The following is a 23,732-nucleotide window of genomic DNA, read 5'->3' as shown; positions in this document are numbered from 1 at the left end:
CCCGATTCGGCCCAAAGAGCGCGGCATGCCCTTTTTCTCAGACCGTGCGCGGCATCTGCTGCGCCTGCACGCGCAGCGGAATGCCTCCGATCAGTGGCCGATCCTGAAGCGGCGGGTCGCGACTGCTGCGGGCGCGGTCCTGCTGGGGCTGGTGGCGCTTGCCTTTGCCCGCGCGAGCGATCTCGCGCAGGAACTGTTCGGGCATGCAGTGGCGCGCTGGCCCTATGCGCCGCTGGTGGCGACGCCGCTCGCCTTTGGCGCGGTCGTATGGGCTACGCGGCGCTGGGCCAGGGATGCGCGCGGCTCCGGCATCCCCCAGGTGATCGCGGCCGGCAGGTCGGCGGACGCGCAGGTCGCGGCGCGCCTCCTTTCGCTCGGCACCGCCGCCAAGAAGCTGGTGCTGACAGTCACGATGCTGTTGTTCGGGGCCTCGGTCGGTCGCGAGGGGCCGAGCGTCCAGGTGAGTGCGGCGATCATGGTCGCGTTGCATCGCCTGCTGCGCGTGCCGATCACTGCCGGCGTGCTGATCGCCGGTGGCGCGGCGGGCGTCGCCGCGGCGTTCAACACGCCGTTGGCCGGGGTCGCCTTTGCGATCGAGGAACTCGCCGCCGCCTATGAGCAACGGGTTGCCGTCCTGGTGATGGGGGCGGTGATGATCGCCGGCATGGTGAGCCTCGGGATCGCCGGCGACTATGTCTATTTCGGCGCGGTGGACCAGACGCTGAAGCTGCATCGCGTGCTGCTGCTGGCGCCGCTCGCCGGCCTGCTGGGTGGTGTCGCGGGCGGGCTGTTCACCCGCGTCGTGCTGGGGTTCAGCGACGGGCGAACCGGATGGGCCCGGGCGCTGAAGGCCCGGCCCGTGCTGTTCGCCGGCCTGTGCGGACTGGTCGTCGCGGTGCTGGGCGTCGGGACGGGCGGTGCCACCTGGGGGACCGGCTATGGCGCCACGCGCGCGCTGGTTGAGGGCGGCGAGGTGTCGGGCTGGTTCGGTCCCGCCAAGCTGATGGCGACACTCGCGACGACCTTGACCGGGGCACCCGGCGGGATCTTCGCACCCTCACTCGCCATCGGCGCGGGCTTCGGGAACCTGCTGACGGGCGTCTTCCCCTATTCGCCGCCGGGCGCGGTTGTGGTGATCGGCATGGTCGCCTATTTCGTCGGCGTCGTGCGCGCGCCCTTCACCGCGGTCATCATCGTCAGCGAGACGACGGCCGCGCGCGGCCTGATCCTGCCGATGTTCGCCGCGGCGCTGATCGCCGACTGGGTGAGCGCGCGAGTCTGCCAGGAGCGGCTGTACCATGGCCTCGCGCGCCCGTTCATCGCCGAGACAGAGGGGCCGCCCCGGCCCGCCGGCGCTCAGTCGTCCTCGTCCTCATAGCCGACCAGGTCGAGCGCCCGGGCGCGGATCTGGCGCATGCTGCACCAATGGACCAGCGCATCCTCGCGCCCGTGCGTCACCCATACTTCCTGGGGAGCGATCTCCTCGATCGTACGGGTCAGCTCGTCCCAGTCGGCGTGGTCGGACAGGATCAACGGCAGCTCGACGTTGCGCTGCCGGGCACGCTGCCGCACCCGCATCCAGCCTGAGGCCATCGCCGAGATCGGGTCCGGCAGGCGCCGCGACCAGCGGTCGTTGAGCGCCGAGGGCGGGGCCAGGATGATCCGCCCGGCGAGCTCCGCCTTGCTGGCGCCGGTGGCGGGGCGCAGCTCGCCGAGTTCCACGCCGTGCGCGACATAGAGATCGCATAAGCGCTGAAGCGCGCCGTGGACGTAGATCGGATCGTCGAAGCCCATCGCGCGTGCCTCGGCGATCACGCGCTGCGCCTTGCCGAGCGCATAGGCGCCCACCAGCACGCAGCGATCCGGCTCCGCACGCAGCGCCGCAAGCAGCTTGTCGATCTCGTCGCGGGTTTCTGGATGGCGGAAAACGGGCAGTCCGAACGTCGCCTCCGTCACGAACACGTCGCAGGCGACCGGCTCGAACGGCGCGCAGGTCGGGTCCGGGCGGCGTTTATAGTCGCCCGACACCACCACGCGCTCGCCGCGATGCTCCAGCAGGATCTGCGCCGATCCCAGCACATGGCCCGCCGGGACATAGGAGACCTGGATGTCGCCCAGCCGGACGGTCTCGCCATAGGCAACCGGGCGGCCATTCTGCGTGCCATAGCGCGCGTCCATGATCGCCAGCGTCTCGGGGGTCGCCCACACCGTCTCGTGCCCGCCGCGGGCATGGTCGGCGTGCCCATGGGTCACCAGCGCGCGCGGCACCGGCACCGACGGGTCGATCCAGGCATCGGCGTGCGGCAGGTAGATGCCTTGCGGCTTGGGTTCGATCCAGTCGGCAAGGCGCGGCATGGGGAGGCTAACGCACGAACTCCCTTTCGGGCCGCATCGTAGGCGATGGATCGAACCGCAGGCCCCTGTCGTTGATGCCTAGTTCTTCGGGAGAGGAGGTCGAGCGATGGCGGACGAAGTCAGTCTGTGGGGCGTGTTGACGATCATCGGGCCGATCGTGCTGCTGGGCGTGATCATCTGGGCGGTGCTCAACAACCGCGTCTCGCGTCGCCGGCACCAGGAGAGCGAGCGCGCGACCGCCGATCTCTATGACGAGCAGGACCGGATCGACCGCGAAAAGCGCATGCGCTGAGCCGATCCCTTCCGTTGGGGCTGCCGGATCGCCACATCGGCGATGTGCCCGCTGCCATCCCCGAACTTCCCGACTCGATCTCCCGTTGGTTCGCCGATCGTGGATGGTCGCCCCGCCGGCACCAGGCGGAGATGCTCGCGGCGGCAAGGGCCGGGCGCCACGCGCTGCTGGTCGCGCCCACCGGCGCGGGCAAGACGCTCGCGGGTTTCCTGCCCACGCTCGCCGAGCTCGCCGATGCGCCCGGCGACGGGCTGCACACGCTCTACATCTCGCCATTGAAGGCGCTCGCCGTCGACGTCCAGCGCAACCTGCTCAACCCCATTGCGGAGATGGGGCTCGACATTCGGGTCGAGACGCGGACCGGCGACACGCCCTCCGACCGCAAGGCGCGCCAGCGGGTGAAGCCGCCGCACATCCTGCTGACGACGCCCGAATCGCTCAGCCTGCTCCTGTCCTATCCCGATGCCGACCGGCTGCTGGGCGGCCTCAAGACGATCGTTGTCGATGAGGTACATGCTTTTGCCGCGGGCAAGCGGGGCGACTTGCTGGCGCTCTGTCTGGCGCGACTCCAGCGGTTGAGCCCTGGCCTGCGGCGGGTGGCACTTTCCGCCACCGTCGCCGACCCGGACGACTATCGCGCCTGGCTCGCCCCCGACGGCGACATCGACGCCGTCACGCTCGTGCAGGGCGATCCCGGTGCCGATCCCCGCATCGAGATCCTGCTGCCGGAGGGGCGGATCCCCTGGTCCGGCCACTCCGGGCGCTATGCCGCGCCGCAGGTGATGGCGCAGATTGAGGCGCACGCCACCACCATCGTCTTCTGCAACACCCGTAGCCTTGCCGAACTGATCTTCCAGGACCTGTGGAAATCCAACGAGCGGAGCCTGCCGATCGGTGTCCACCACGGCAGCCTGGCGGTGGAGGCGCGGCGCAAGGTCGAGCAGGCGATGGCGGACGGGCGGCTGCGCGCGCTGGTTGCCACCGCCAGCCTCGACCTGGGCGTGGACTGGGGCAACGTCGACTGCGTGATCCAGATGGGAGCGCCCAAGGGCTCGTCACGCCTGCTCCAGCGCATCGGCCGCGCGAACCACCGCCTGGACGAGCCTTCCGAAGCCATCGTCGTGCCGGGCAACCGCTTCGAATATCTGGAGGCGCGCGCCGCGCTGGATGCGGTGGAGGCGGGCGAGCTCGACACCGAGCTGTTCCGTCCGGGCGCGCTCGACGTGCTCGCCCAGCATCTGATGGCCTGCGCCTGCGCCGAACCCTTCGATGCTGCGGATATGCTGCAGGAGGTTCGCGCAGCATTGCCCTATTCCGCGCTCGATGCGGAGACGTTCGATCGCGTGCTCCACTACATTGCCGAGGGCGGTTACGCGCTGCGTGCCTATGACCGGTTCAAGCGGTTGACCCAGGGGGCGGATGGCCTCTGGCGCGTCAGCCATCCGCGCTTCGTGCAGCAGCATCGGCTGAACGCCGGCATCATCGTCGACGCACCCACGCTCGACGTGCGCTTCCGCAACGGCCGCAAGCTCGGCACGGTGGAGGAGTATTTCGCCTCCACGCTCTCGACCGGTGATACCTTCTTCTTCGCCGGGCTCAGCCTTGAGGTGGAGCGGATCGAGTTGACGGACCTGATCGTGCGCGCCTCCAGCCGGCCCGCGCGTATCCCCACTTATGTGGGCACGCGCATGGCGCTCTCCACCAATCTCGCCCAGCGGGTACGAACCTTCCTGCACGACCGCGCACAATGGGCGCGCTTTCCCGACGACGTCCGCGAATGGCTGGAGATCCAGGGCCGGCGCTCGCGCCTGCCGGAGCCGGGGCAGTTGTTGATCGAGACCTTCCCGCACGAGGGGCGGCATTACATGGTCGCCTACAGCTTCGAAGGCTGGAACGCGCACCAGTCGCTCGGCATGCTCATCACCCGGCGGATGGAGGCGCTGGGGCTGAAGCCAATCGGCTTCGTCTCCAACGACTATGCACTGGCCTGCTATGGCCTGGAGCCGATCACCGATCCGGCCGCGCTCTTCTCGCCCGACATCCTGGAGCATGAGTTCGTCGAATGGGTGCAGGGCTCGAACCTGCTCAAGCGCGCGTTCCGGGAAGTGGCAGTGATTGGCGGGTTGGTCGAGCGCCAGCATCCCGGCAAGCGTAAGTCCGGCAAGCAGGTGACCTTCTCAACCGACCTCATCTACGACGTGCTGCGCAAGTACGAGCCCACCCACCTGCTCCTTCAGGCCGCGTGGGAGGATGCGCGCGCGCGGATGACCGACGTCGGCCGCCTGGCGACGCTGCTGGAGACCGCCCAAGCGCGCATGCTGCATGTGACGCTAGAGCGGATCAGCCCCCTCGCGGTCCCGGTGATGGTGCTGATCGGCCGCGAGCACGTGCCGCAGGGAAGTGCCGACGATGCGCTGCTGACGGAGGCGGAGGCGATGGCCGCCGAGGCGATGCGGCTCGATTGAGGGGGCGTGCTTTTTGACCCTTCCTCCTTCCTCTCCGCTTGTTTCGAGTAGCCGTCAAGCTTGTCGAGACGGCGTATCGAGAAATGGGCAGCGGCTCTCTCGATACGAGCTCTCGACAGGCTCGATCCCTACTCGAGACAAACGGTTCGGGGACGACGACCAGCCCTTGGAAGGGCTTGCCGTGCCCGTCCCCGCACGGCATAGCGGCGCCATGGTTCGCTTTTCGTTCGCGGGGCACGAGCTGGTCGCGCTGGCCGCGGGCGCGCTCTACTGGCCGGCGCGCGAGGCGCTGCTGGTTGCCGATCTCCACTTCGAGAAGGCGAGCTGGTTTGCGCAGTTCGGCCAGATGCTGCCGCCCTATGACACGCTCGCGACGCTGGACGCGCTGGAGGCGGTAGTCGCGCGGGTGAACCCTGCCGAGCTCTGGTGCCTGGGCGACAGCTTCCACGATCCCAAGGGCTGTGCGCGCCTGCCGGAAGCGGCGCAGGAGCGGCTGAAGGCACTGACCTCCGGCTGTCGCTGGACCTGGATCACCGGCAACCATGACGCCGGTTTCACAGCCTCATGCGGCGGCGCGGTGCTGGAGGAGGCGGTGGTCGACGGGCTGGTGCTGCGGCACGAGGCCGATCCTCGCGAAGCGCGGCCCGAGCTTTCGGGCCACTTCCACCCCAAGCTGCGGGTGACGGTGCGGGGGCGGACGATCGCGCGCCGCTGCTTCGTCGCGACGCCGAGCAAGCTGGTGCTGCCCGCATTCGGCTCGCTGACCGGCGGGTTGGAGCCGCATCACCCTGAGATCGTGCGGGCCGTAGGCCGGGGTGCGGAAGCGCTGGTGGCGCTGGAGGATCGGCTTCTGCGGTTTCCCGTCGCTGCCTGAGCGTCAGGAGCGGGCGCCACACTGCACGGCCGAGGTGCCGCGCACCTGACACTTGGCGCTGCCCGCTACCTCCACGCTGCCGACGCCATTTGCGGTGACGGTGGCGGTGAGGGAGGCCTTGAACCGCCCGGTACCCGCGCCTTCGCTGCGCACCACCAGGTCACGAGTATTGAGCGCGGCTGCGTCGAGGCTGCCCGATCCCGACGCCACGAACCGCGCCTGTCGTGCCGTCCCTGCCAGGGAAAGCGTGCCGTTCCCGGTCAGGGTGCCCAGCAGTTGTTCGGCCGCCACGCTCGCGATCGACAGCGTGCCGGTCCCGTTCAGCACCACTTCCGATCGGGTGCCGGCGAGGCGGTCGACCGTCACGCGCCCGCCGCCGGTGAGCGTCACCGCCTGCAACGGTGCCGTTGTCCGCACGCGGATGGTCACCGGCCGCTGCGGCACGGCGAAGCCGTCTTGCGTGGTGCCGGTGGGGCGGATGGTCAGCACGCCCGCTTCCACCTGCACGGCGACCCGCTCCGCCGATGCGCGGTCGCCGAGCAGTTCGGCGACCGTGCGCCCGCCGGTGACCACTTCCACGGAGTAGGAACCGCTGACGCGCAGCCGGTCGAAGCGGGTGAGCATTACCGTGCGGGCAGGCGGCTCCGGGGTCTCCGATGCCGCCGTCAGCGCCAGAAGGATCGGCAGCAACAGCATGGGGCGAGCATCGCACCGCGGCTGCCGCAATGGCAAGCCGCCGTCGGTGTCAGGACGCGCAGCGGATCGAGCCGGAGCCCGCCAGCGTGCTGGTGCACAGCGCCATGTCGCCGAGATCCACGGTGCCCGACCCGTCGAGCGCCACGCGGGCGGGACCTGCGACGCTCGCCTGGACCGCGCCCGATCCCTGCAGGATGACCGATGCTTCTTCGGCACGAAGCTGCGGCGCGGCGATGTCACCCGAGCCCTTCAACTCGGCCGAAAAGGTGTCGACGGCGCCGGCGGCCGCGATCGTGCCGGAGCCGGTGTTCGCAAGCCGGGCGGTGCGGCCGCCGAGCATGCCGATGGTGAGGTCGGCGGATCCGGAGACGCTGCCGGAGAAGTCGTCGGCGCGGTCCAGCGTCACCGCGCCCGATCCGGTGGCGGAGGCGGCGCGGATCTCCGGCATCTGCACGGTGATGCTGCCCGCGCTGCGAAGCGGCCACTCCCAGCTTTTCCGGGCCTTGCGCCCGATCCGGAGCGTGCCGCCCTCGCTCTTCACGAGGAGCTGGTCGAGCACCGCGGGCTCCCCGCTAGCCTCGATCGCGAAGTCGCCGCCGGTGCGGATCTCGACGGTGTCGGGACCTTCCAGGGAGATGGCGGTGAAGTCGCGGGCAGCGAAGCTGCGCTGCGCCGTGTTGGCGAGTTGGGGATCGGACTCACCGCTGCCGGAACAGGCGGCGAGGGAAAGGCAGGCCAAAGTGCCTAGCGTACGCATAACAACCCTTTTCGTGGCTCACGCCGAAGACCCCGCCGCCAACGCAAAGCCGTAATGAAAAAGGGCGGCCCTTGGGGCCGCCCTCGTTCATGTGCTTGAGGAAAGCCCGCGCCGTCAGGCGGCGGTCTTCTCCTTGTTGTAGATTGCGGCCGAGGCACGCAGGATGTCGAGGATCTTGTCGAGCGCCTTGGGCTCCTCGACCTCTTCCATCGCTGCCAGCTCGCGAGCGAGGCGGCTGGCCGCCGCTTCGAAGATCTGCCGCTCGGAATAGCTCTGCTCGGGCTGGTCGTCGGCGCGGAACAGGTCGCGGACCACTTCGGCGATCGACACCAGGTCGCCCGAGTTGATCTTGGCCTCATACTCCTGGGCGCGACGCGACCACATCGTGCGCTTGACCTTGGGCTTGCCCTTCAGCGTGTCGAGCGCCTCGCGCAGCGTCTTGTCCGACGACAGCTTGCGCATGCCGACGCTCTCGGCCTTGTTGGTCGGCACGCGGAGCGTCATGCGCTCCTTTTCGAAGCGGAGCACATACAGCTCGAGCTGCATGCCCGCGATTTCCTGCTTCTGAAGCTCGATGACACGGCCAACGCCATGCTTGGGGTAAACGACATAATCGCCGACATCAAAGGACAGCGCCTTGGCAGCCATTGGTAGCCTTTCGTGACCGGTTCGCCCCAGAGTCGCGCCTGGACGGGGAGGGGCTCAGGCCGATCCGCGTCGGGCTGGGGCTATTCTTTAGGGTGCGTCTCCACGCGGCGGGCAACGAAATGCCGCCGTCGCGCAACTATATAGCGCGTCCGGAGCAAAAATGCCAGTGGCGAGTTGCAGTTCCCGCGAAAACGGGCCGGAAATCCGCGCTTTTTTCCGCGTACGGGGCCGCGTACGGGCCCCGCCGGGTCAGTCGCCCTTGCCGGGTTCGGGGGAGAAGAACTGCTCGTACTTGTTCTCGACGCCCTTCATCGCGTCTGCGTCCGGCGGCGTCTGGTCGAGCTTGCGCGTGACGTTGGGCCACTGGGCCGAGAAGGTGTTGTTGAGCTCCAGCCACTGTTCCAGCCCGGACTCGGTATCCGGCAGGATCGCCTCGGCCGGGCATTCCGGCTCGCACACGCCGCAGTCGATGCACTCGGACGGATTGATGACGAGCATGTTCTCGCCCTCGTAGAAGCAATCCACCGGACAGACCTCGACGCAGTCCATGTACTTGCAGCGGATGCAGGCGTCGGTGACGACGTAGGTCATTGGGGAAAAGGCTCCAGGGGTTCGAACGGGGACGCGTTATGCGGGCTGTCCCGCCCCGTCAACGGGCTCGGTCCGGGCGGGTTCCAGCAACTCGTAGGTCGCGAGCGCCTCGGCGGGCGGTCCGCGGCGCCTGGGAAGCGCGAGCACGCGCAGCACCAGCACCTGTCCGTTGCGGGGGAAAGCGACCACGACACCTGGCCGCACAGGGCAATGCGCGCGGTCGATGCGGCGGCCGTCGATGCGCAGCAGCCCGCCCTCGGCAAGGCTCTGGCCGGCGCTGCGGGTCTTCACCAGCCGCGCGAACCAGAGGAAGCGGTCGAGCCGCATCGACTCGGCGCCATGGGGGGTCGGATCAGCCACGCGAAAGGTCCAGGCCGGCCAGCGCCGCAAAGGCGTTGCCGGGGCGCGGCGCCACCGGCGTGCGGGGCGCCGGCGCGCGCGGGCGTCCGCGCCAGGCCCAGCGCGGCTGCTCGCCCTCGGGCTTGGCGCTGCGGAAGCCCAGGCGCGCCATCAGCTTGGCGATCGTCTCGGCCTGGAGCCCGATCGACGTCGCAAGCGCAGGGTCCGGGGCGAACGGCTTGTGCCCCTCGCGCGCGTCGTGCGCCGCGCGGGCGATGCGCTCGACCAGGTCGACGCGCACGGCCTGACCGCCCAGCCGCCGGAAGCCCCAGGCGCGGGTATCGCCGGGCAGCACCGTGGCGCCGGCAGGGGGCAGCGGCTCGACCGGGCGGCCGTCGCGCGCCGCCAGCAGCGCTGCGCGCCAGCGGGCAGCTGCAGGGCGGAACAGGCGCGCGTCGAACAGGTCGAGCGTGCCGACCGTCACGCCGGCCTGGCGCAGGCGGCGGCGATCCTCGGGCGCGAGGGCGTCGAGCGCCGGGTCGGCGCTCTCGCGCGGGCTGATCCCGCCCACTTCGGTGAGCGCCGCGGCGACCGCGCGGAGGGGGGCGCTGGCGTCGGGGTCGCGCGACAGTGCGGCGAGGCGGGCGAGGACCGGCGCGCGGCGGGCAATCTCGCCCTCCACCCAGCCGACGATCCGCTCGCGCACGGCCATCTGGGCGGCACGGTCGAGGCAGTCGAGGCTGCGGTCGAGCTTGACTGCCGGACGGTCCAGCGTCGGGCCGTTGACGAGCGTTGCGACAGCGAGGCCGTTCCAGCGGATCGCGGGCCGCTCGCCGGGCTCCGCATCGAGCACGAAAGCCTCGTCCGCCGCACCGGCGAGCGCGGCACCCCGGCGCCGCAGCTCGCCCGCCAGACCCTTTTCGGCAGCCGAGATCAGCAGCCGCTTGTCGGCGACGCGCGCGTCGGGCGCGACATGGAAGCGGAAGCCCTCCAGCCGCCCGAGCACATGCGCGTCGACGCTGACCTCGCCGTCCTCGCTGACCTCGACCGGCAGGTTGCTGGCGTCCGCACCGATGCGGCGGAGCAGCACGGTGGTGCGCTGGTCGACGAAGCGCTGGCGCAGGCGGTCGTGGAGCGCGTCCGACAGCCGCTCCTCGATGGCACGCGTGCGGTCGGCCCAATGCGCCGGCTCGGCCAGCCAGTCGGCGCGATGGGCGATATAGGCCCAGCTGCGCGCGGCCGAAATGCGCCCGGCGATCGTCTCGACATCGCCGCCGACATTGTCGAGCCGGGCGATCTCGTCGGCGAACCATTGGTGGGGCAGGTGGCCCTTGCCCTCACTCAGATGCTGGAAGATGCGGCCGACGAAGCGGGCGTGCGGATCGGCGCCGAGCTTGCGGAAATCGGGCAGTCCGCAGGCGGCCCACAGCCGCGCGACCATCGCCGGGCTGCGCGTGCGGGCGCGCACCCAATCCTCCTCCGCGAGTCGCTTGAGCACGGCCAGGTCGATCGCCTGGGGCGCGGCGCGCAGCGCGGGGTGGCTGGGCTTGCTCTCCAGGCTTTCGATCAGCGCGTCGATGCTGGCGTAGCTGGGGCTGCCCTCGCGCCAGTAGAGCTGTTCGAGCGGGGGGATGACGTGCCCCTCGATTGCCAGCACTTCCTCCGGCGTAAAGGCGCTCGGCCCTTCCTCGACCAGTCCGCCAAAGGTGCCGTCGCGCTGGTGGCGCCCGGCGCGCCCGGCGATCTGCGCCATTTCCGAGATGGTGAGGCGACGCTGGCGGCGGCCGTCGAACTTGCGCAGCGAGGCGAAGGCGACGTGGGCCACGTCCATGTTCAGGCCCATGCCGATCGCGTCGGTCGCGACGAGATAGTCGACCTCGCCCGACTGGAACATCTGCACCTGGGCGTTGCGGGTGCGGGGGGACAGCGCACCCATCACCACCGCGGCGCCGCCGCGCATGCGGCGGATCGTCTCGGCAACGGCGTAGACCTCCTCGGCCGAGAAGGCGACGATCGCGCAGCGTCGGGGCAGGCGGGAGAGTTTGCGCGCGCCGGCATAGGAGAGGGTGGAGAAGCGCGGGCGGTTGATGATCTCCGCATCGGGGACCAGCGCGCGCACCATTGGGCGCAGTGCCTCCGAGCCCAGGATCATCGTCTCCTCGCGCCCGCGCGCGCGCAGCAGCCGGTCGGTGAAGACATGGCCGCGCTCCGGATCGGCGCCCAGCTGCGCCTCGTCGAGCGCCACGAAGGCAACCTCGCGGTCGAGCGGCATGCTTTCGGCGGTGCACAGGAACCAGCGCGCGCCGGGGGGCACGATGCGCTCTTCGCCGGTGATGAGCGCCACCTGGTGCGCGCCCTTGATCGCCACCACCCGGTCATAGACCTCGCGCGCGAGCAGGCGCAGCGGGAAGCCGATCATGCCCGAGGCATGGCCGCACATCCGCTCGATCGCGAGATGGGTCTTGCCGGTGTTGGTGGGGCCCAGCACGGCGGTGAGCGGGCTACGCGCGAACTGGCTCATATCACGGGGAAACATCGGACGTGGCGCCGCGAAGTGCAAGGGCGCAGAAGGACTTGGCGGCTTCTGCTGCGCAGCATGGCGCGTTCGCGGGTGCGGAAGGTTAGCCGAAAGTTAGTCCAAGAACGCAGCTGGTGCGATCTTTTGGAAGGCGTGAGCGGGAGGGGGTCGGGGGCAGGGGTGACCATCGTTCCGTCCTTTCGCGTGCGCCGGGTGCGGGTTGTGGCAGGTGGGCGGGCGGTAGGACAGCCTGGTTGGTTTGCGATGTCCGCGAGCTTTTTCGGGGTAAGGGGGGGCGGCTCCCGACCTTTCGCCTTCGCGTGACGCTGCGAAAGAGGGGCCACCGTCCATTGGCCACACTCGTATTCCTGCGCAGGCAGGAATCCAGGGCCAGGCAGACCAACGACTTGCGGTGCTTGGGACCCTGGGCTCCTGCCTTCGCAGAAGCACGGTCGGGGATTTGGCAAGGGGGCTTGCCTGCGCGGGAGTTCGCCAAGGGTGGCGCGGGCATCCCCAGCTTTCCTGAGGTCAGCCGGTGAGCGGCGTGCGTCTCACCGCCGCCTTCCCGACTGGGCCCCGGCCTTCGCCGGGGTGCCGAGGTGAGCGAGTGGTTCCCTGCGGATCGCGGGTTCTTCTGCTGCTGGCCGTTTGCGCGCCACGGCTGGCCGCGGAGCGGGGCGCGCCGGACGGCCGTTAGTTTGACTTTAAGGGTCTGGTTGCACAGGGGAATGGCTCGACCGGGTCGGGCGGTCGACACAAGGGGCGCGCCTTTCTTGTTCTTGCGCAGCGATCACGAACTGCAATTCGCCGGCGGCGCCAGCGCGCGCTCGTTCGGTCGCATGGAGGCGCCGGCGCGCGCCGCGACGCTGGGCGACCGGCTGCAGCTGCGCTTTCCCCACTTCGAACTGGCGCCGGACCTGGGGTCCCAGATCGGCTCGCGCGAATGGTGGCGGGGCGCCGCCACCTGTGCTGCGCTGCTGGCGGTCGGCTGGATGCTGTCGCCGGGGATCGGGCGGCCGATCCGGGCGGCGGTTCCCGCAGCACTCGACGGCCGCGACTGGGAAGAAGCGCGTGCGCAGGCGTTCGGCGCGCGGGCGCTGGGCGCCACCAGCGGCATGCGGATGGCGGCGACCGCGGGCGTTCGGCCGCTCGCCGATACGCCGGAGCGGCCGATCCTGGAGCTGACCGCGACGCTGGGGAACGGCGGCGGGCTGGCGGGCGTGCTCAAGCGATCGGGTGTCGGGGCCGAGGATGCCGCGCGCGCGGTGGCGCTGATCGGCAGCCGGGTGAGCCCGGGCGAGCTCAACCCGGGCACGCGCCTCGACATCACGCTCGGCAGGCGCGAGACCAAGGCGCAGCCGCGGCCGCTGGAGAAACTGGCCTTCCGCGCGCGCTTCGACCTGGCGCTGGAGCTGGCACGGGCCGAGGGCGGGCTTGCGCTGAAGCCCATCCCGATCGCGATCGACCATACGCCGCTGCGCGTCCAGGGCCGGGTGGGGAGCAGCCTCTACCACGCCGCCCGTGCCGCCGGTGCGCCGGCCAAGGCGGTCGAGGCCTATATCAAGTCGCTTTCCACCCGCGTGCCGATGGGCCGGGTGGGCGGCAATGACCGGTTCGACATCATCATCGAGCGCCAGCGGGCGGAGACGGGCGAGGTCCAGCTGGGCAAGCTGCTCTACGCCGGGCTGGACCAGGGGCAGCGTTCGGTGCGGCTGCTGCGCTGGGAAGAGGGCAGCAAGGTCCAGTGGTACGACCCCAAGGGGATCGGCCAGCGGCGCGGCGGCATGACCATGCCGATCAACGGGCGGCTCACCTCAAACTTCGGCTGGCGCGTGCACCCGCTGCTGCGCTTCCGCCGGCTGCACAAGGGGCTCGACATCGCAGCACCGACCGGCACCCCGATCCGGGCGGCGGCGGACGGCGTGGTGGCGCGCGCGGGGCGGGCCGGCGGCTATGGCAATTTCGTGAAGCTCAATCACAGCGGCGGGCTTGCCACCGGTTATGGCCACATGAGCCGGATCGCAGTGCGTGCCGGCCAGCGCGTGCGGCAGGGCTCGGTGATCGGCTATGTCGGGTCGACCGGCATCTCGACGGGGCCGCACCTGCACTATGAGCTGTGGAAGAACGGCGCGGCGGTGAACCCGCGCTCCGTGTCGCTGGCGAGCGTGCAGCAGTTGAGCGGCGAGGACCTGCGGCGGTTCAAGGCGACCTATGCGCGGCTGATGGCGGTGCCGACGGGGGCTGCGAAGGACTGAGGGCCGTACCGGCGTGACGCCGTGCTCCTGCGCAGGCAGGAGCCCAGAGCCAAACACGCCAACGCTTGGTACCCTGGGCTCCTGCCTTCGCAGGAGCACGGCAGTGTTTTGGGCGCGCTGCGGCAATCTCCTTTTCGTACCCCGGCGGAGGCCGGGGCCCAGGTGCGGTGGTCCCTGAGGTCGTGCGCACCAACTGCGGCCATCCCAACTGGGCCCCGGCCTTCGCCGGGGCACGGCTGGGGTGGGTTGCGCTTTACCGCCCCGCGCGCCAGCGGCGGATGGTGCGTTCGAGGATCGCTTCCTCGCCGCCGGTCTCGCGCCAGAGCTGCGAGAAGAGCGGGTCGCCCGAGGCGGGACGCTGGGCCTCGTCGAGCGAGTCGAAGCGGACGCGCACGGGCGTGGTGACGCCTTCGCCTGAGATGATGCACTCGCGGTTGCGCAGCGCCGGGATGGTGTCGAGGAAGCCGCGCGCGCCCTCCGGCATGGCGGCGCGCACGAACGCCTGGTCGCGATCGTTGTTGAGGCGCATCGAGAGGATGGTGCCGCATTGCGACAGCACGCCCTCGGCAAGGTCCGACGGGCGCTGGGTGATGAGGCCGAGCGAGACGCCGTATTTGCGGCCTTCCTTGGCGATGCGGCTGAGGATGCGGCCGACCGAAGAGGCGTCGGCGTTGCGCTCGTTGGGGACGTAGCGGTGCGCTTCCTCGCAGACGAGGAGAATCGGGCGCTGCGGCTCGTTGCGCGACCAGATGGCGAAGTCGAACACCATGCGGCTGAGCACCGCGACGACGACGGAAGTGATCTCGCTCGGCACGCCCGACACGTCGATGATCGAGATCGGCTTGCCGCCCGAGGGCAGGCGGAAGACGCGCGACAGGAACGACGCCATCGTGTCCGCCACCAGCATGCCGGAGAACATGAAGGCGTAGCGGGGATCGGCCTTGATCTCGTCGATCTTGCCCTTGAGCCGCAGATAGGGCGCGGTGTCGCCTGCGCGGTCCATCTTGCCCATTTCCTGGGCGAGGATGTTGGTGAGGTCCGACAAGAGGTACGGGATCGGCGCGTCGACGGTGAGCTTGCCGATCTCCTGCGCCAGCCGGTTCTTGGAGCGGGCGGCGAGCAGGCACTTGGCGAGAATGTCGGCGTCCACCTGCCGCTCGGAGCCGGAGGTGGTGAGCAGCACCTCGCAATGCTCCTCGAAGTTCATCAGCCAATAGGGCATCTGCAGGTTGGACACGTCGTAGAGCGCGCCGATCCCCTCGAACGCGGCGGCATATTCGCCGTGGGGGTCGATCATCACGATGTGCCCTTCCGGGCTGAGATCGCAGATGCGGTGGAGGATGAGCGCGGCGGCCGTCGACTTGCCGGTGCCGGTGGAGCCCAGCAGCGCGAAATGCTTGCCGAGCATGGCGTCGACCTGGAGCGCGGCGCGGATGTTGTCGGTGGGATAGACGGTGCCGATCTCGATGTGCGCGCGCTCGTCGGCGGCGTACATCTGGTGGAGGTCGGCGGTCGCGAGCGGATAGACGGGCGTGCCCGGCATCGGATAGCGGGTGACGCCGCGGCGAAAGCCGTGGAGGCCGCCGGTGGCGCGGTCCTCGTCCGCTTCGCCCAGGAAGTCGATGGTGGCGAGCGCCTGGCGCTCCTCTTCGGGTGCGGCGCGGATCGCGCGGACGTTGGCGATCAGCCAGTTGCCGCCGGCGCGGATCTTCACCTGGCTGCCGATCTGGCCCGCGGCGGCGATGGCGGGGTCGGGATCGTTGGTGAGGGTGTTCACCGTTTCCAGGTTGAGCAGGATCTGGCTGGCCGATCCGGCGATCTCCGTCACCGCGCCGATCGCGCGCAGCGGCGCCGCCCGTGCGCCGGCATCATGGAAGGATCGCGCGCCCGTCGCTTCTGTCACCTGCAACTCCTCGGTCTTTGCGTCGAGCGATGCGCGGGCGATGGTAAAGAATGCGTTCCCTTGAGGGCGCAGCGCGCCGTCAGAAGCGCCGCCACAGCGAGCCGGCGGCCCAGCCGAACAACACCGACAGCGCGACCGCGACCAGGCCATAGGCGAGCGAATCGTGCTCGGCGGCCTGCTCGACGAAGCGCTCGAAGCCGGACTTGCGGATGTCGATCTCGCGCACCGCGGCTGCCAGCACGCGGCCGTCGCGGATCAGAAAGGTCTCGGCGGTGAAGCGGCCGACCGGCACGCGTGCGGGAATGTCGACGGCGGCGCGGTAGAGGACGCCGTCGGTGATCTCCACCGCACCCGGCGCCTCGTAATAGAGGCCCTGGCGGCGCTGGAGGTCGACCAGTCCGGCGGCGAAGCGCGCCTGTTCCTCCGCCGTGGCGCCCGAGGCGGGGGAAAGCTGGAGGCTGTCGAGGCCGAGTTCGTAGATGGCGCGGGTGCGGTCGTCGACCAGCTGGCCGATCGGCTTGGACGAGGCGATCGCGTAGAAGGAGGGGGCCGAGCGGAACCGGGTGCGCGCGGCGTTGACCCAGATGCCGGCGACCTTTTCCTTTTCCCGCATGACGATCGACTGGGCGGGGCCCTTCACCACCACCACGACGTCGGCGGGGTGGTCGGCGTCGGGCTCGCGGCCGCCCGGATAGAGGATCGCGCCGAACAGCAGCAGCTCGGCGCCAGTGAAGCTGTAGGCGATCTGGATGTTGCGGCGCGAGACGTCCGGCACCAGCACGGGCTTCGCCGCGGTGGCGCCCAGCAGCAGCGGGGCCAGCAGCAGCAGGGCGAGCGCGCGCCTCACGACAGCTCGATCGTGTAGATCTCGTCGGGCCGCCAGCCGAGCCCGAGCGCCATGCGGAACGCGACGGCCAGCACCATCAGCGCCAGGATCAGACGGAGATATTCGGGCTTCACCACCTGTGCGAACTTCGCCCCGATCTGCGCGCCCGTGACCGAGCCGATCAGCAGCAGCACCGCGAGCACGATGTCGACCGCCTTGGTGGTCATGGCATGGACCAGCGTCGCGGCGGCAGTCACGAACAGGATCTGGAACAGCGAGGTGCCGACCACCACGCGCGTGCCCATGCCGAGCAGGTAGAGCATGGCCGGCACCAGCACGAAGCCGCCGCCGACCCCCAGCAGCACCGTCAGGATGCCGACGCCGAACCCCAGCAGCAGCGGTGCGAGCGGCGAGATGTAGAGGCCCGACGCATAGAAGCGCCAGCGCAAGGGGAGCGCGGCCACGAAGGGGTGGTGGCGGCGGCGCGCGGCCGGCGCGGGCTTTGCGCCGCGCAGCACGCGGATGCTGCCCACCGCCTCCTTCAGCATAAGCCCGCCGATCGAGCCCAGCAGCAGCACATAGATGAGCGCGATCACCGTATCGATCTGGCCGCTCGCCTGGAGCAACCGGAAGATGCCGGCGCCCGCGATCGACCCCATCACGCCGCCGACCGTCAGCACCGTGCCCATGCGCACGTCGACGCCGCCGCGGCGGAAATGGGCGAACACGCCTGACACGCTGGCGCCCGTCACCTGGCTCGCGGCCGAGGCGGCGGCGACCGTGGGCGGGATGCCGTAGAAGATCAGCAGCGGCGTGGTCAGGAACCCGCCGCCGACCCCGAACATGCCCGACAGGAACCCCACGCCGCCGCCCAGCAGCACGATCACGAGCGCGTTGACCGACAGGTTCGCGACGGGGAGGTAGAGGTCCATCGTCCCGTGGATAGCCGTTTGGCCCGGCGGGACAAAGCCTTCAGAAGTCGGTGCCGAGGGTCAGCGCAGGACCGGAGCCGGGAGCGGCATTCCCCGCGACGCGCTGGCGCCATTCGGCGGCGACGCGCAGCTTCGGCCCGCCGGTGGGCACCGTGGCGACGAGCGAGGGGCCGATGTCGAGCCGGCTGGCGCCCCGCTGGGCCCCGCCCCAGGCGCCGGCACCGAGCGCGAGCTGGAGGCGCTTGCCGCTGGCGACCGGATGGAGCAGCCGGACGGCACCATCGGCATAGGGCTCCCGCCGCGCGCGCAGGACGACGCCCGCCTGGCCATAGCCCTCCACCTGCAGCCTGCCCACGAGCGGGGTCGGGTTGATGCCCGCGATCGCGCCGAGGCCGGTCCCGTCCTGTCCGGAGTCGAGCGCGATCCGCCGCTCGAGCAGGATTGAGATCGGGAGCGGGAGCTTGAGCGGCTGCCACTCGACGCCCAGCCCGGCCTCCTTACCGACGCCGCGCAACGGGCTGGAGAGGCGGCCCGAGAGCGAAAGCGTGCGGGTGAGCGCATAGCGGATGCGGGCGCCGGCCTGGCTGCCGCCGAGCTGGGCGGGGCCGAACGCACCGTCGCCCGCCATGCTGCCGCCGCGCGCGACCAGCCAGGCACTCGCCGACCAGCGGCGCAAACCCTGGGGCTGGGTGACCAGCGCCAGCGCCGGTTCGGGCGAGGTGCCGGCCTGTGGCGCGAGCGTCCCGGCCGAAGCCGCTTCGGGAATGGACGAGATCGTGGCCACGGCGGGGCGGAGGACGGGCGAGTCGCCGGATCCCGGGAGGCCGGGAAGCAAGCGTTCCGGCGTCATCGCACCGACAAAGCGCGGGTGCGCGGACGGCTGGGGAAGCGCGAACAGCGGCGCTGCGGGCACGGGGCTGAGCCCGGCGGGCGTCTCGGAGGCCTCCGCGACGGGGGCGAGTTCGGCGCCCGGCCACAGCAGCGTCGCGCGCGCGCCGGTCCAGCCGACCAGCACGAGCAGCAGGAACTTGATCGGCCTTCCCGCGCCCGTCATGCCGCGGCTTCGCTGGTGACGACCGGGAAATGGTGCGCGGTCTTGTCCCAGCGCAGCTCGGCGCCGCGCAGCATGGCGAGATAGCGAAAGATCGCGCGGCGGGCGGCGAGCAGCGCCACCAGGTTGGCGATGATCGCGCGCGGGACGGAGCGGGCGCCCTCCTTCCAGCCGCAGCGCCTGCCGACGAAATGGGCGCGCATCGCGATCCGCCAGAGCAGCAGCGCGCTGTTGAGCATCAGCAGCAGCCGCATCGCGGGCGAGGCATCGGCACGGCTGGTGCCGATCAGCCAGTGGATGCTCTCCGAAATGCCCCAGCAGACCAGCGCGACATAGGCGGCGGCGAGCACCGGCACGGCCAGGATCGTGCGCCGGTCGCGCATCCGCATCCAGTGATCGGTCGCGCGGCCGCGCGCCGCCCAGCCGATCCGGTCCCAGCCGGCGAGCGCGATGCCGATCATCCAGCGCGCCTTTTGCCGCACGGCGGCGTCGAGCGTGGCGGGGAAATAGGCACGCACCCCCACCGGCTGGTCGCCGCCGGTCTCCCGCACGTTCAGGAACAGCCCGCGCCCGCCAAGCATGGCGATGGTGAGGCCGAGCTCATAATCCTCGGTGAGGCTCGCCTCGTCGAACGGCACGCCGCCGCGGGCGATGGCGATGCGCGCCAGCATCGGCACGGCGATCGCACAGCCGGTGCCGGCAAGCGGCAGCCCGGCGCCGAGTGCCTGGCGCACCGGCATCAGCTTGCCATGCGCCTCGGCGAATTCGTCGATGTAGTGGCCCGAGATCCAGCGCGAGCGGGGATCGGCGAGCGGCAGCACCGGCAGCTGCACGGTGGTGGCATGGTCGAGCCCCTGGTCGAGCAGCCGAAGCTCCTCGGGATGGACGAGATCCTCGGCATCGTGGAGCACCACGCCCTTGAACGGATGGCCTTCCGCCCGCTGGTCCGCGAGCAGCGCATGCCACAGCGCGTTCAGGCAATCGGCCTTGGTGGTCGGGCCGGCGCGCGGGCAGACCACCAGGCGGACGCGCGGGTCCTCCTGCGCCACGGCCTGGACGGCGGAGACGGTCGCCGGATCGTTGGGATAGGTGCCGGCGTAGATTCGGTAGTCGGGGTGGTCGAAGCGGGCGAGCGCGCTGCGCAGCATCAGCCCGATGACGGCCGCCTCGTCCCAGGCGGGGACGAACACCGCCAGCCGTCCGGGGGTGTAGGCACCTGGAGGCGTGGGCTCGGCGGCCTTGCGCCCGGGGCGCAGACGACGCCCGAAATGGACCAGATCGGTCGCCAGATCGTCGGCACCGCCGATGAGAAAGCCGAACGCCGCGAACAGCACGACTTCGTGCAGCACGCCATCGAGCACTCCGATTGCCGTCGCCAGGCCCCCCACAGCGAACTCCCCCGATTCGGATGCGGTGACTATGTAGTAAACGCGAGGTTAGGCAAGTTGGGTACGTAGTAATAGGTGTTTACGTACTTCGAGATTGCGAAGAAGTACGTGCTTTCGAAGAGATGTGACTTGGAGCGTCCTGGCAAAAACAGGTCGCGCATCTTTAGAGTTCGCCCGCACCTGGACTCCGGCCTCCGACCGAGTACGGCGAGTGCGCGGTCTCTTGGGGGCGGTGTTCCTCGGGACGTAGGGGTTCCGACAGGGCTGCGCCTTGTGCGCCCGCGAAGGCGCGCGCGGCGAGCCGGGGCAGGCATCGCGGCCTGCCCCGGACGGTGCGCCTTACCAGTAGAAGTTGCGGATCACGTCCACCACGCGGCCGCGGCGGTAATCGACCAGCAGCACGTCGTCATAGTGGCGCACCCAGCGCAGGCCCGGGCGGGCCGGCGGCAGGCGGTAGCGCCACGGATCGGCGATCACATAGCGGCTGCCGTAATAGGGCGGGGCGATGCGGCCGCCGACGCGGAAGCTGGAATAGCGGAACGGCGCCTGCCAGGGGCCGCGGGCGTAGAGCCGGCGGTTGCCGTTGCGGTACCCGCGCCAGTCGTCGCGGCCCCAGCGATGATCGCGGGCATAGCGGGGCGGCGCCGGCCGCACGCCCGGACGAACGTCGTGGCGATCGTAGCGGCCGCGGGTCTCGTGGCGGCGGTCGTCGCGATGATCCCGGCGATCCCAGTGCTCGCTGCGGGGCTGGGCGCTGGCGGCAGCCGGGGCGACCACGCCGGACAGGACGGTCGTGGCGGCAAGGGCTGCAAGGATAAGGCTACGCATGGGGGCTCCTCTACACTGCGGGCATTGCCCGATGTGGAGGGGATAGCGCCCCGTCGCTGAACGGCCCGCAAACCGGTTCGTCAGGGAAACGAAAGCTGCGCGTCCGCCGCGCAGCCCCCGAAAGCTTACTGGTTCGGGTTGCCGCCGCCCGGGCCGCCGCCCATGCCGGCCGCGCCCACGCTGCCGATGTTGCCGAACAGATCCTGGAAGAAGCTCTGATGGCGGCCGAGCGTCGGCGTCTTCTTGCCCGACGGGCTGATCGAGGCGACCTGTTCGATGCCGGTGCGGTCGATCGACTGGACGGTGCCGTTCTGGTCGAAGCGGACGCGGATCGTGGTCTGCTCCTTCGGGTTCGGGCGATTGAAGGCCAGGTTGCGGCTGTCGCGCGACAGATAATACCATTCGGTGTTGCCGCTGCCGAACTGGCCGGTGAAGGTCGGGTGGCCGAGCGTGCTGGTCACCGACTCGCGATTGTCGACGCCCGGCTGGACGGCGTTCACGAGATCGGCGTCGATCACATAGCCCTGGTGCGTGCGCACGCGCGTGCAGCCCCCCAGGCCCAGCGCGGCCAGCGCCACGGCGGCAACGGCAATGCCGTGGTGCGCAAACAGCTTCATCGACTTCCTCCAGCAAACCCGGCGGGCGATTGCATCACGCGCCGATCGCCTCAATATGCGGGCCGGCGGTGCGCGACAAGGCCGCCCTCCGTTTCCGTCTTTCGAAAGCCGTCATGCGCCTGCTCGACCTGTTCCGTTCCCCGCCGCCCGATCCGCTCGCCCCCCTGTACGACGCCGTGATCGCGCGGGCGCGCCAGCCGCACTGGTATGTCGAGGGCGCGGTGCCCGACACCACCGATGGCCGGTTCGACATGCTGGCGGCGGTGCTGTCGATGGTGCTGCTGCGGCTGGAAGACACGCCCGAGGGCGCGATGCCGGCGGTGCGGCTGGCCGAGCGGTTCGTCGACGACATGGACGGGCAGCTGCGCCAGTCCGGCATCGGCGACATCGTGGTCGGCAAGCACATCGGCAAGATGATGGCGATGCTGGGTGGAAGGCTGGGCGCCTATCGCGAGGGGCTGGCGACGGGCGCGCTCGCGCCGGCGGTGCTGCGCAACCTCTATCGCGGCGAAGACCCGGGTGCTGCCCCGCTCGCGCATGTGGCGGGCGGGCTGGAGGCGCTGCACCGCGCGCTCGGAGAGACGGCGATCGACACATTGCTTGCTGGAAGGCTTCCCGAATGACCCCGGCCCCTGAATTCAGCCGGCCGCACCGGCTCGACCGCATCGGCACGGGCGACAGCGACGTGCGGGTGGAGGCGAGCCTGGAGGAGCGTGCGGCGCTGGCCAAGCGCTTCCGCCTCGTGTCGATCGACGGGCTGGCGGCGGACTTCACGCTGCGCCGGGATGCGGCGGGCGTGGTGGCGCGCGGCACGCTCAAGGGCGCGGTGGTGCAGAGCTGCGTCGCCACCGCCGAGCCGGTGCCGGCGACGATCGAGGAAAGCTTCGCGCTGCGCTTCCTGCCGGAAGGCACGCCCGAGGGGGACGAGATCGAGCTGTCCTCGGAGGAATGCGACACCATGTTCTTCGAGGGCGGCGCGATCGACCTGGGCGAGGCGGCGGCGGAGACGCTGGCGCTGGCGCTCGATCCGTTCCCGCGCGCGCCCAATGCCGACGCGATCCTGCGCGAGGCGGGCGTGGTGGGCGAGGACGAGGTGCAGCCGTTCACGGCCTTTTCGGTGCTCAAGGACAAGCTGAAGTAAGGTGCCCGTGACCGCCGGTTCGTCGCCCCGCCGCCCGGGCGTGGTGCTGGCGATGCTGCTGCTCGTCTACAGCTTCAACTTCCTCGACCGGCAGATCCTGAGCATCCTGGCGATGCCGGTGAAGGCGGACCTGAAGCTCTCCGACTCGCAGCTGGGGATGCTGGGCGGGCTGGCCTTTGCGACGCTCTACTGCACGCTCGCGATTCCGCTGGCGATGCTGGCCGACCGGACGAGCCGCAGCTGGGTGATTACGATCAGCCTGGCGGTGTGGAGCGGGTTCACGGCGCTGTGCGGGACGGCGCAGGGCTTTGCGCAGATGTTCCTGTTTCGCGTCGGCGTGGGCGTCGGCGAGGCGGGGGGCGTGGCGCCCTCCTATGCGCTGATCGCCGACACCTTTCCGCCGGGCAAGCGCGCGCGGGCGCTGGCGATCTATGGGCTGGGCATCCCGATCGGGTCGGCCGTCGGCGTGCTCTTGGGCGGCGCGATCGCGGCGGCGGTCGAATGGCGCACGGCGTTCGTGGTGATGGGGGTGGCGGGGCTGCTCACCGCGCCCGTCTTCCGGTTGCTGGTCCGCGATCCGCCGCGCGCGCGTACCGGACAGGCGCCGCTGCTGCCGGTGTTCGGGATGCTGGCGCGCAAGCCGAGCTTCTGGCTGCTCTCGCTGGGCGGGGCGGCAGGATCGGTTGCGGGCTATGGCATCGCCTTCTGGATGCCGAGCCTGATGATGCGCAGCTTCGCGCTCGACCTGGCGGAGACGGGGCGGTTCGTGGGCGCGCTGCTGCTCACCGGCGGGGTGGCGGGGATCCTGCTGGGCGGGGTGATCGCCGACCGCTGGGGACGGCGGACCCGGCGTGCCTATGCGCTGGTGCCGGCGATCGCCTATGCGGCGGGCGTGCCGTTGCTGGCGGCGGGGCTGCTGTCGGGTTCGTGGGAAGCGGCGTTCGCGCTGTTCCTGGTACCGCAGGCGCTGGTCTATGCCTGGCCCGGACCGCTGCTGACGGCGGTGCAGCAGCTGGTGCCGGCGGCGATGCGCAGCACCGCGAGCGCGTGCTTCCTGCTCATCAACAACCTCATCGGGCTGGGGCTGGGATCGTGGCTGGTGGGCGCGCTGTCGAAGGCGCTGACCCCGCAGCTGGGCGACGAGGCGCTGCGCTATGCGCTGCTGGCGGCGCTGGTGTTCTACCTGGTCGCGGGCGCGCTGATGGCGGCGGCGGCGCGGGTGCTGCCGCGCGACTGGGTCGACGAGTAGCGACAGC

The 23,732-nt window shown here is 70.6% G+C and carries 22 protein-coding genes; 8 read left to right on the top strand and 14 right to left on the bottom strand.

Features of this window, described 5'->3' with window-relative positions:
- Positions 1-25: 25 nt before the first annotated feature.
- The gene (locus ABDZ92_RS02725; RefSeq protein WP_125959097.1) at positions 26-1,378 is read left to right on the top strand and encodes a chloride channel protein; all 1,353 of its coding nucleotides are present in this window, start codon (positions 26-28) and stop codon (positions 1,376-1,378) included.
- Here the strand turns inward: ABDZ92_RS02725 and ABDZ92_RS02720 are convergent.
- Positions 1,357-2,355, bottom strand: a complete 999-nt coding sequence (locus tag ABDZ92_RS02720; protein ID WP_125959096.1) for a ligase-associated DNA damage response exonuclease — start codon at positions 2,353-2,355, stop codon at positions 1,357-1,359. The two genes, ABDZ92_RS02725 and ABDZ92_RS02720, sit on opposite strands and share 22 nt — an antisense overlap.
- 106 nt (positions 2,356-2,461) lie before the next feature.
- Between ABDZ92_RS02720 and ABDZ92_RS02715 the strand changes: the two genes are divergently transcribed.
- The 3 genes from ABDZ92_RS02715 to pdeM all read left to right on the top strand — a co-directional run bounded on the left by ABDZ92_RS02715 (position 2,462) and on the right by pdeM (position 5,986).
- The gene (locus tag ABDZ92_RS02715) at positions 2,462-2,647 is read left to right on the top strand and encodes a hypothetical protein (RefSeq protein ID WP_125959095.1); all 186 of its coding nucleotides are present in this window, start codon (positions 2,462-2,464) and stop codon (positions 2,645-2,647) included.
- Between the two features lie 77 nt (positions 2,648-2,724).
- Positions 2,725-5,112, top strand: a complete 2,388-nt coding sequence (locus ABDZ92_RS02710; protein ID WP_425542274.1) for a ligase-associated DNA damage response DEXH box helicase — start codon at positions 2,725-2,727, stop codon at positions 5,110-5,112.
- A 211-nt stretch (positions 5,113-5,323) separates the two neighbouring features.
- Positions 5,324-5,986 carry a ligase-associated DNA damage response endonuclease PdeM gene (pdeM, locus tag ABDZ92_RS02705; protein WP_125959094.1) on the top strand — a complete coding sequence of 221 codons (663 nt, stop codon included), beginning with the start codon at positions 5,324-5,326 and terminating at the stop codon, positions 5,984-5,986.
- Between the two features lie 3 nt (positions 5,987-5,989).
- On the opposite strand, the gene ABDZ92_RS02700 is transcribed toward pdeM, so the two are convergent.
- From ABDZ92_RS02700 to ABDZ92_RS02675, 6 genes are all read right to left on the bottom strand, one after another.
- A complete protein-coding gene (locus ABDZ92_RS02700; protein ID WP_125959093.1) occupies positions 5,990-6,682 on the bottom strand; it encodes a head GIN domain-containing protein in 693 nt (230 codons plus the stop codon).
- A gap of 49 nt (positions 6,683-6,731) precedes the next feature.
- Positions 6,732-7,421, bottom strand: coding sequence for a head GIN domain-containing protein (locus ABDZ92_RS02695; RefSeq protein WP_272695245.1), 690 nt, complete (start codon positions 7,419-7,421; stop codon positions 6,732-6,734).
- Positions 7,422-7,553: 132 nt separating this feature from the next.
- Positions 7,554-8,087 (bottom strand): CarD family transcriptional regulator, encoded by a 534-nt coding sequence (locus ABDZ92_RS02690; RefSeq protein WP_125959091.1) that lies wholly within the window; start codon positions 8,085-8,087, stop codon positions 7,554-7,556.
- Between the two features lie 249 nt (positions 8,088-8,336).
- Entirely contained in the window at positions 8,337-8,678 is a 342-nt protein-coding gene (gene fdxA, locus ABDZ92_RS02685) for a ferredoxin FdxA (RefSeq protein WP_125959090.1), read from the bottom strand.
- Positions 8,679-8,714: 36 nt separating this feature from the next.
- Positions 8,715-9,005 (bottom strand): S4 domain-containing protein, encoded by a 291-nt coding sequence (locus ABDZ92_RS02680; protein WP_125959255.1) that lies wholly within the window; start codon positions 9,003-9,005, stop codon positions 8,715-8,717.
- A gap of 25 nt (positions 9,006-9,030) precedes the next feature.
- Positions 9,031-11,538, bottom strand: coding sequence for a helicase-related protein (locus ABDZ92_RS02675; protein WP_125959254.1), 2,508 nt, complete (start codon positions 11,536-11,538; stop codon positions 9,031-9,033).
- Positions 11,539-12,308: 770 nt separating this feature from the next.
- Between ABDZ92_RS02675 and ABDZ92_RS02670 the strand changes: the two genes are divergently transcribed.
- Entirely contained in the window at positions 12,309-13,790 is a 1,482-nt protein-coding gene (locus tag ABDZ92_RS02670; RefSeq protein WP_125959089.1) for a M23 family metallopeptidase, read from the top strand.
- Between the two features lie 253 nt (positions 13,791-14,043).
- On the opposite strand, the gene ABDZ92_RS02665 is transcribed toward ABDZ92_RS02670, so the two are convergent.
- The 7 genes from ABDZ92_RS02665 to ABDZ92_RS02635 form a co-directional block, all read right to left on the bottom strand.
- Positions 14,044-15,693: an ATP-binding protein gene (locus tag ABDZ92_RS02665; RefSeq protein WP_241211697.1), complete on the bottom strand. Its 1,650-nt coding sequence runs from the start codon at positions 15,691-15,693 to the stop codon at positions 14,044-14,046.
- 79 nt (positions 15,694-15,772) lie between these two features.
- The gene (locus ABDZ92_RS02660) at positions 15,773-16,540 is read right to left on the bottom strand and encodes a TIGR02186 family protein (protein ID WP_125959087.1); all 768 of its coding nucleotides are present in this window, start codon (positions 16,538-16,540) and stop codon (positions 15,773-15,775) included.
- Complete coding sequence (locus ABDZ92_RS02655) at positions 16,537-17,451, bottom strand: sulfite exporter TauE/SafE family protein (RefSeq protein WP_125959086.1); 915 nt, start codon at positions 17,449-17,451, stop codon at positions 16,537-16,539. Before ABDZ92_RS02655 ends, ABDZ92_RS02660 begins: the two co-directional genes overlap by 4 nt.
- A 40-nt stretch (positions 17,452-17,491) precedes the next feature.
- Positions 17,492-18,505 (bottom strand): hypothetical protein, encoded by a 1,014-nt coding sequence (locus ABDZ92_RS02650; protein ID WP_241211696.1) that lies wholly within the window; start codon positions 18,503-18,505, stop codon positions 17,492-17,494.
- Positions 18,502-19,890 (bottom strand): glycosyl transferase family protein, encoded by a 1,389-nt coding sequence (locus ABDZ92_RS02645; RefSeq protein ID WP_241211695.1) that lies wholly within the window; start codon positions 19,888-19,890, stop codon positions 18,502-18,504. Before ABDZ92_RS02645 ends, ABDZ92_RS02650 begins: the two co-directional genes overlap by 4 nt.
- 339 nt (positions 19,891-20,229) lie before the next feature.
- Positions 20,230-20,718: an RcnB family protein gene (locus tag ABDZ92_RS02640; RefSeq protein WP_125959085.1), complete on the bottom strand. Its 489-nt coding sequence runs from the start codon at positions 20,716-20,718 to the stop codon at positions 20,230-20,232.
- Between the two features lie 125 nt (positions 20,719-20,843).
- Positions 20,844-21,335: an outer membrane protein assembly factor BamE gene (locus ABDZ92_RS02635; RefSeq protein WP_125959084.1), complete on the bottom strand. Its 492-nt coding sequence runs from the start codon at positions 21,333-21,335 to the stop codon at positions 20,844-20,846.
- A gap of 113 nt (positions 21,336-21,448) precedes the next feature.
- Here ABDZ92_RS02635 and ABDZ92_RS02630 point away from each other — a divergent pair, with 113 nt between their 5' ends.
- From ABDZ92_RS02630 to ABDZ92_RS02620, 3 genes are read left to right on the top strand one after another with little or no spacing between them, the layout of a single operon-like run.
- Complete coding sequence (locus ABDZ92_RS02630) at positions 21,449-21,958, top strand: ubiquinol-cytochrome C chaperone family protein (RefSeq protein WP_125959083.1); 510 nt, start codon at positions 21,449-21,451, stop codon at positions 21,956-21,958.
- Entirely contained in the window at positions 21,955-22,476 is a 522-nt protein-coding gene (locus ABDZ92_RS02625) for a YceD family protein (protein WP_125959082.1), read from the top strand. The genes ABDZ92_RS02630 and ABDZ92_RS02625 overlap by 4 nt, the downstream gene beginning before the upstream one ends.
- 52 nt (positions 22,477-22,528) lie before the next feature.
- The gene (locus ABDZ92_RS02620; protein WP_125959249.1) at positions 22,529-23,725 is read left to right on the top strand and encodes a spinster family MFS transporter; all 1,197 of its coding nucleotides are present in this window, start codon (positions 22,529-22,531) and stop codon (positions 23,723-23,725) included.
- The last annotated feature ends 7 nt before the right edge of the window (positions 23,726-23,732 follow it).

Origin of the sequence: Sphingomonas molluscorum, assembly GCF_039522995.1 — a bacterium.
Taxonomy (GTDB): Bacteria; Pseudomonadota; Alphaproteobacteria; order Sphingomonadales; family Sphingomonadaceae; genus Sphingomonas; species Sphingomonas molluscorum.
Note: the sequence above shows the minus strand (reverse complement) of the source record. Positions and strands in the feature narration are given on the sequence as shown.

What these genes read in the sequence shown, in the direction of transcription:
- ABDZ92_RS02640 (WP_125959085.1), bottom strand. Translation starts at nt 20,718, where the DNA reads ATGCGTAGCCTTATCCTTGCAGCCCTTGCCGCCACGACCGTCCTGTCC.
- ABDZ92_RS02630 (WP_125959083.1), top strand. Translation starts at nt 21,449, where the DNA reads ATGCGCCTGCTCGACCTGTTCCGTTCCCCGCCGCCCGATCCGCTCGCC.
- pdeM (WP_125959094.1), top strand. Translation starts at nt 5,324, where the DNA reads ATGGTTCGCTTTTCGTTCGCGGGGCACGAGCTGGTCGCGCTGGCCGCG.
- ABDZ92_RS02625 (WP_125959082.1), top strand. Translation starts at nt 21,955, where the DNA reads ATGACCCCGGCCCCTGAATTCAGCCGGCCGCACCGGCTCGACCGCATC.
- ABDZ92_RS02620 (WP_125959249.1), top strand. Translation starts at nt 22,529, where the DNA reads ATGCTGCTGCTCGTCTACAGCTTCAACTTCCTCGACCGGCAGATCCTG.
- ABDZ92_RS02655 (WP_125959086.1), bottom strand. Translation starts at nt 17,451, where the DNA reads ATGGACCTCTACCTCCCCGTCGCGAACCTGTCGGTCAACGCGCTCGTG.
- ABDZ92_RS02725 (WP_125959097.1), top strand. Translation starts at nt 26, where the DNA reads ATGCCCTTTTTCTCAGACCGTGCGCGGCATCTGCTGCGCCTGCACGCG.
- fdxA (WP_125959090.1), bottom strand. Translation starts at nt 8,678, where the DNA reads ATGACCTACGTCGTCACCGACGCCTGCATCCGCTGCAAGTACATGGAC.
- ABDZ92_RS02650 (WP_241211696.1), bottom strand. Translation starts at nt 18,505, where the DNA reads ATGACGGGCGCGGGAAGGCCGATCAAGTTCCTGCTGCTCGTGCTGGTC.
- ABDZ92_RS02700 (WP_125959093.1), bottom strand. Translation starts at nt 6,682, where the DNA reads ATGCTGTTGCTGCCGATCCTTCTGGCGCTGACGGCGGCATCGGAGACC.
- ABDZ92_RS02635 (WP_125959084.1), bottom strand. Translation starts at nt 21,335, where the DNA reads ATGAAGCTGTTTGCGCACCACGGCATTGCCGTTGCCGCCGTGGCGCTG.
- ABDZ92_RS02690 (WP_125959091.1), bottom strand. Translation starts at nt 8,087, where the DNA reads ATGGCTGCCAAGGCGCTGTCCTTTGATGTCGGCGATTATGTCGTTTAC.
- ABDZ92_RS02680 (WP_125959255.1), bottom strand. Translation starts at nt 9,005, where the DNA reads ATGCGGCTCGACCGCTTCCTCTGGTTCGCGCGGCTGGTGAAGACCCGC.
- ABDZ92_RS02715 (WP_125959095.1), top strand. Translation starts at nt 2,462, where the DNA reads ATGGCGGACGAAGTCAGTCTGTGGGGCGTGTTGACGATCATCGGGCCG.
- ABDZ92_RS02675 (WP_125959254.1), bottom strand. Translation starts at nt 11,538, where the DNA reads ATGAGCCAGTTCGCGCGTAGCCCGCTCACCGCCGTGCTGGGCCCCACC.
- ABDZ92_RS02720 (WP_125959096.1), bottom strand. Translation starts at nt 2,355, where the DNA reads ATGCCGCGCCTTGCCGACTGGATCGAACCCAAGCCGCAAGGCATCTAC.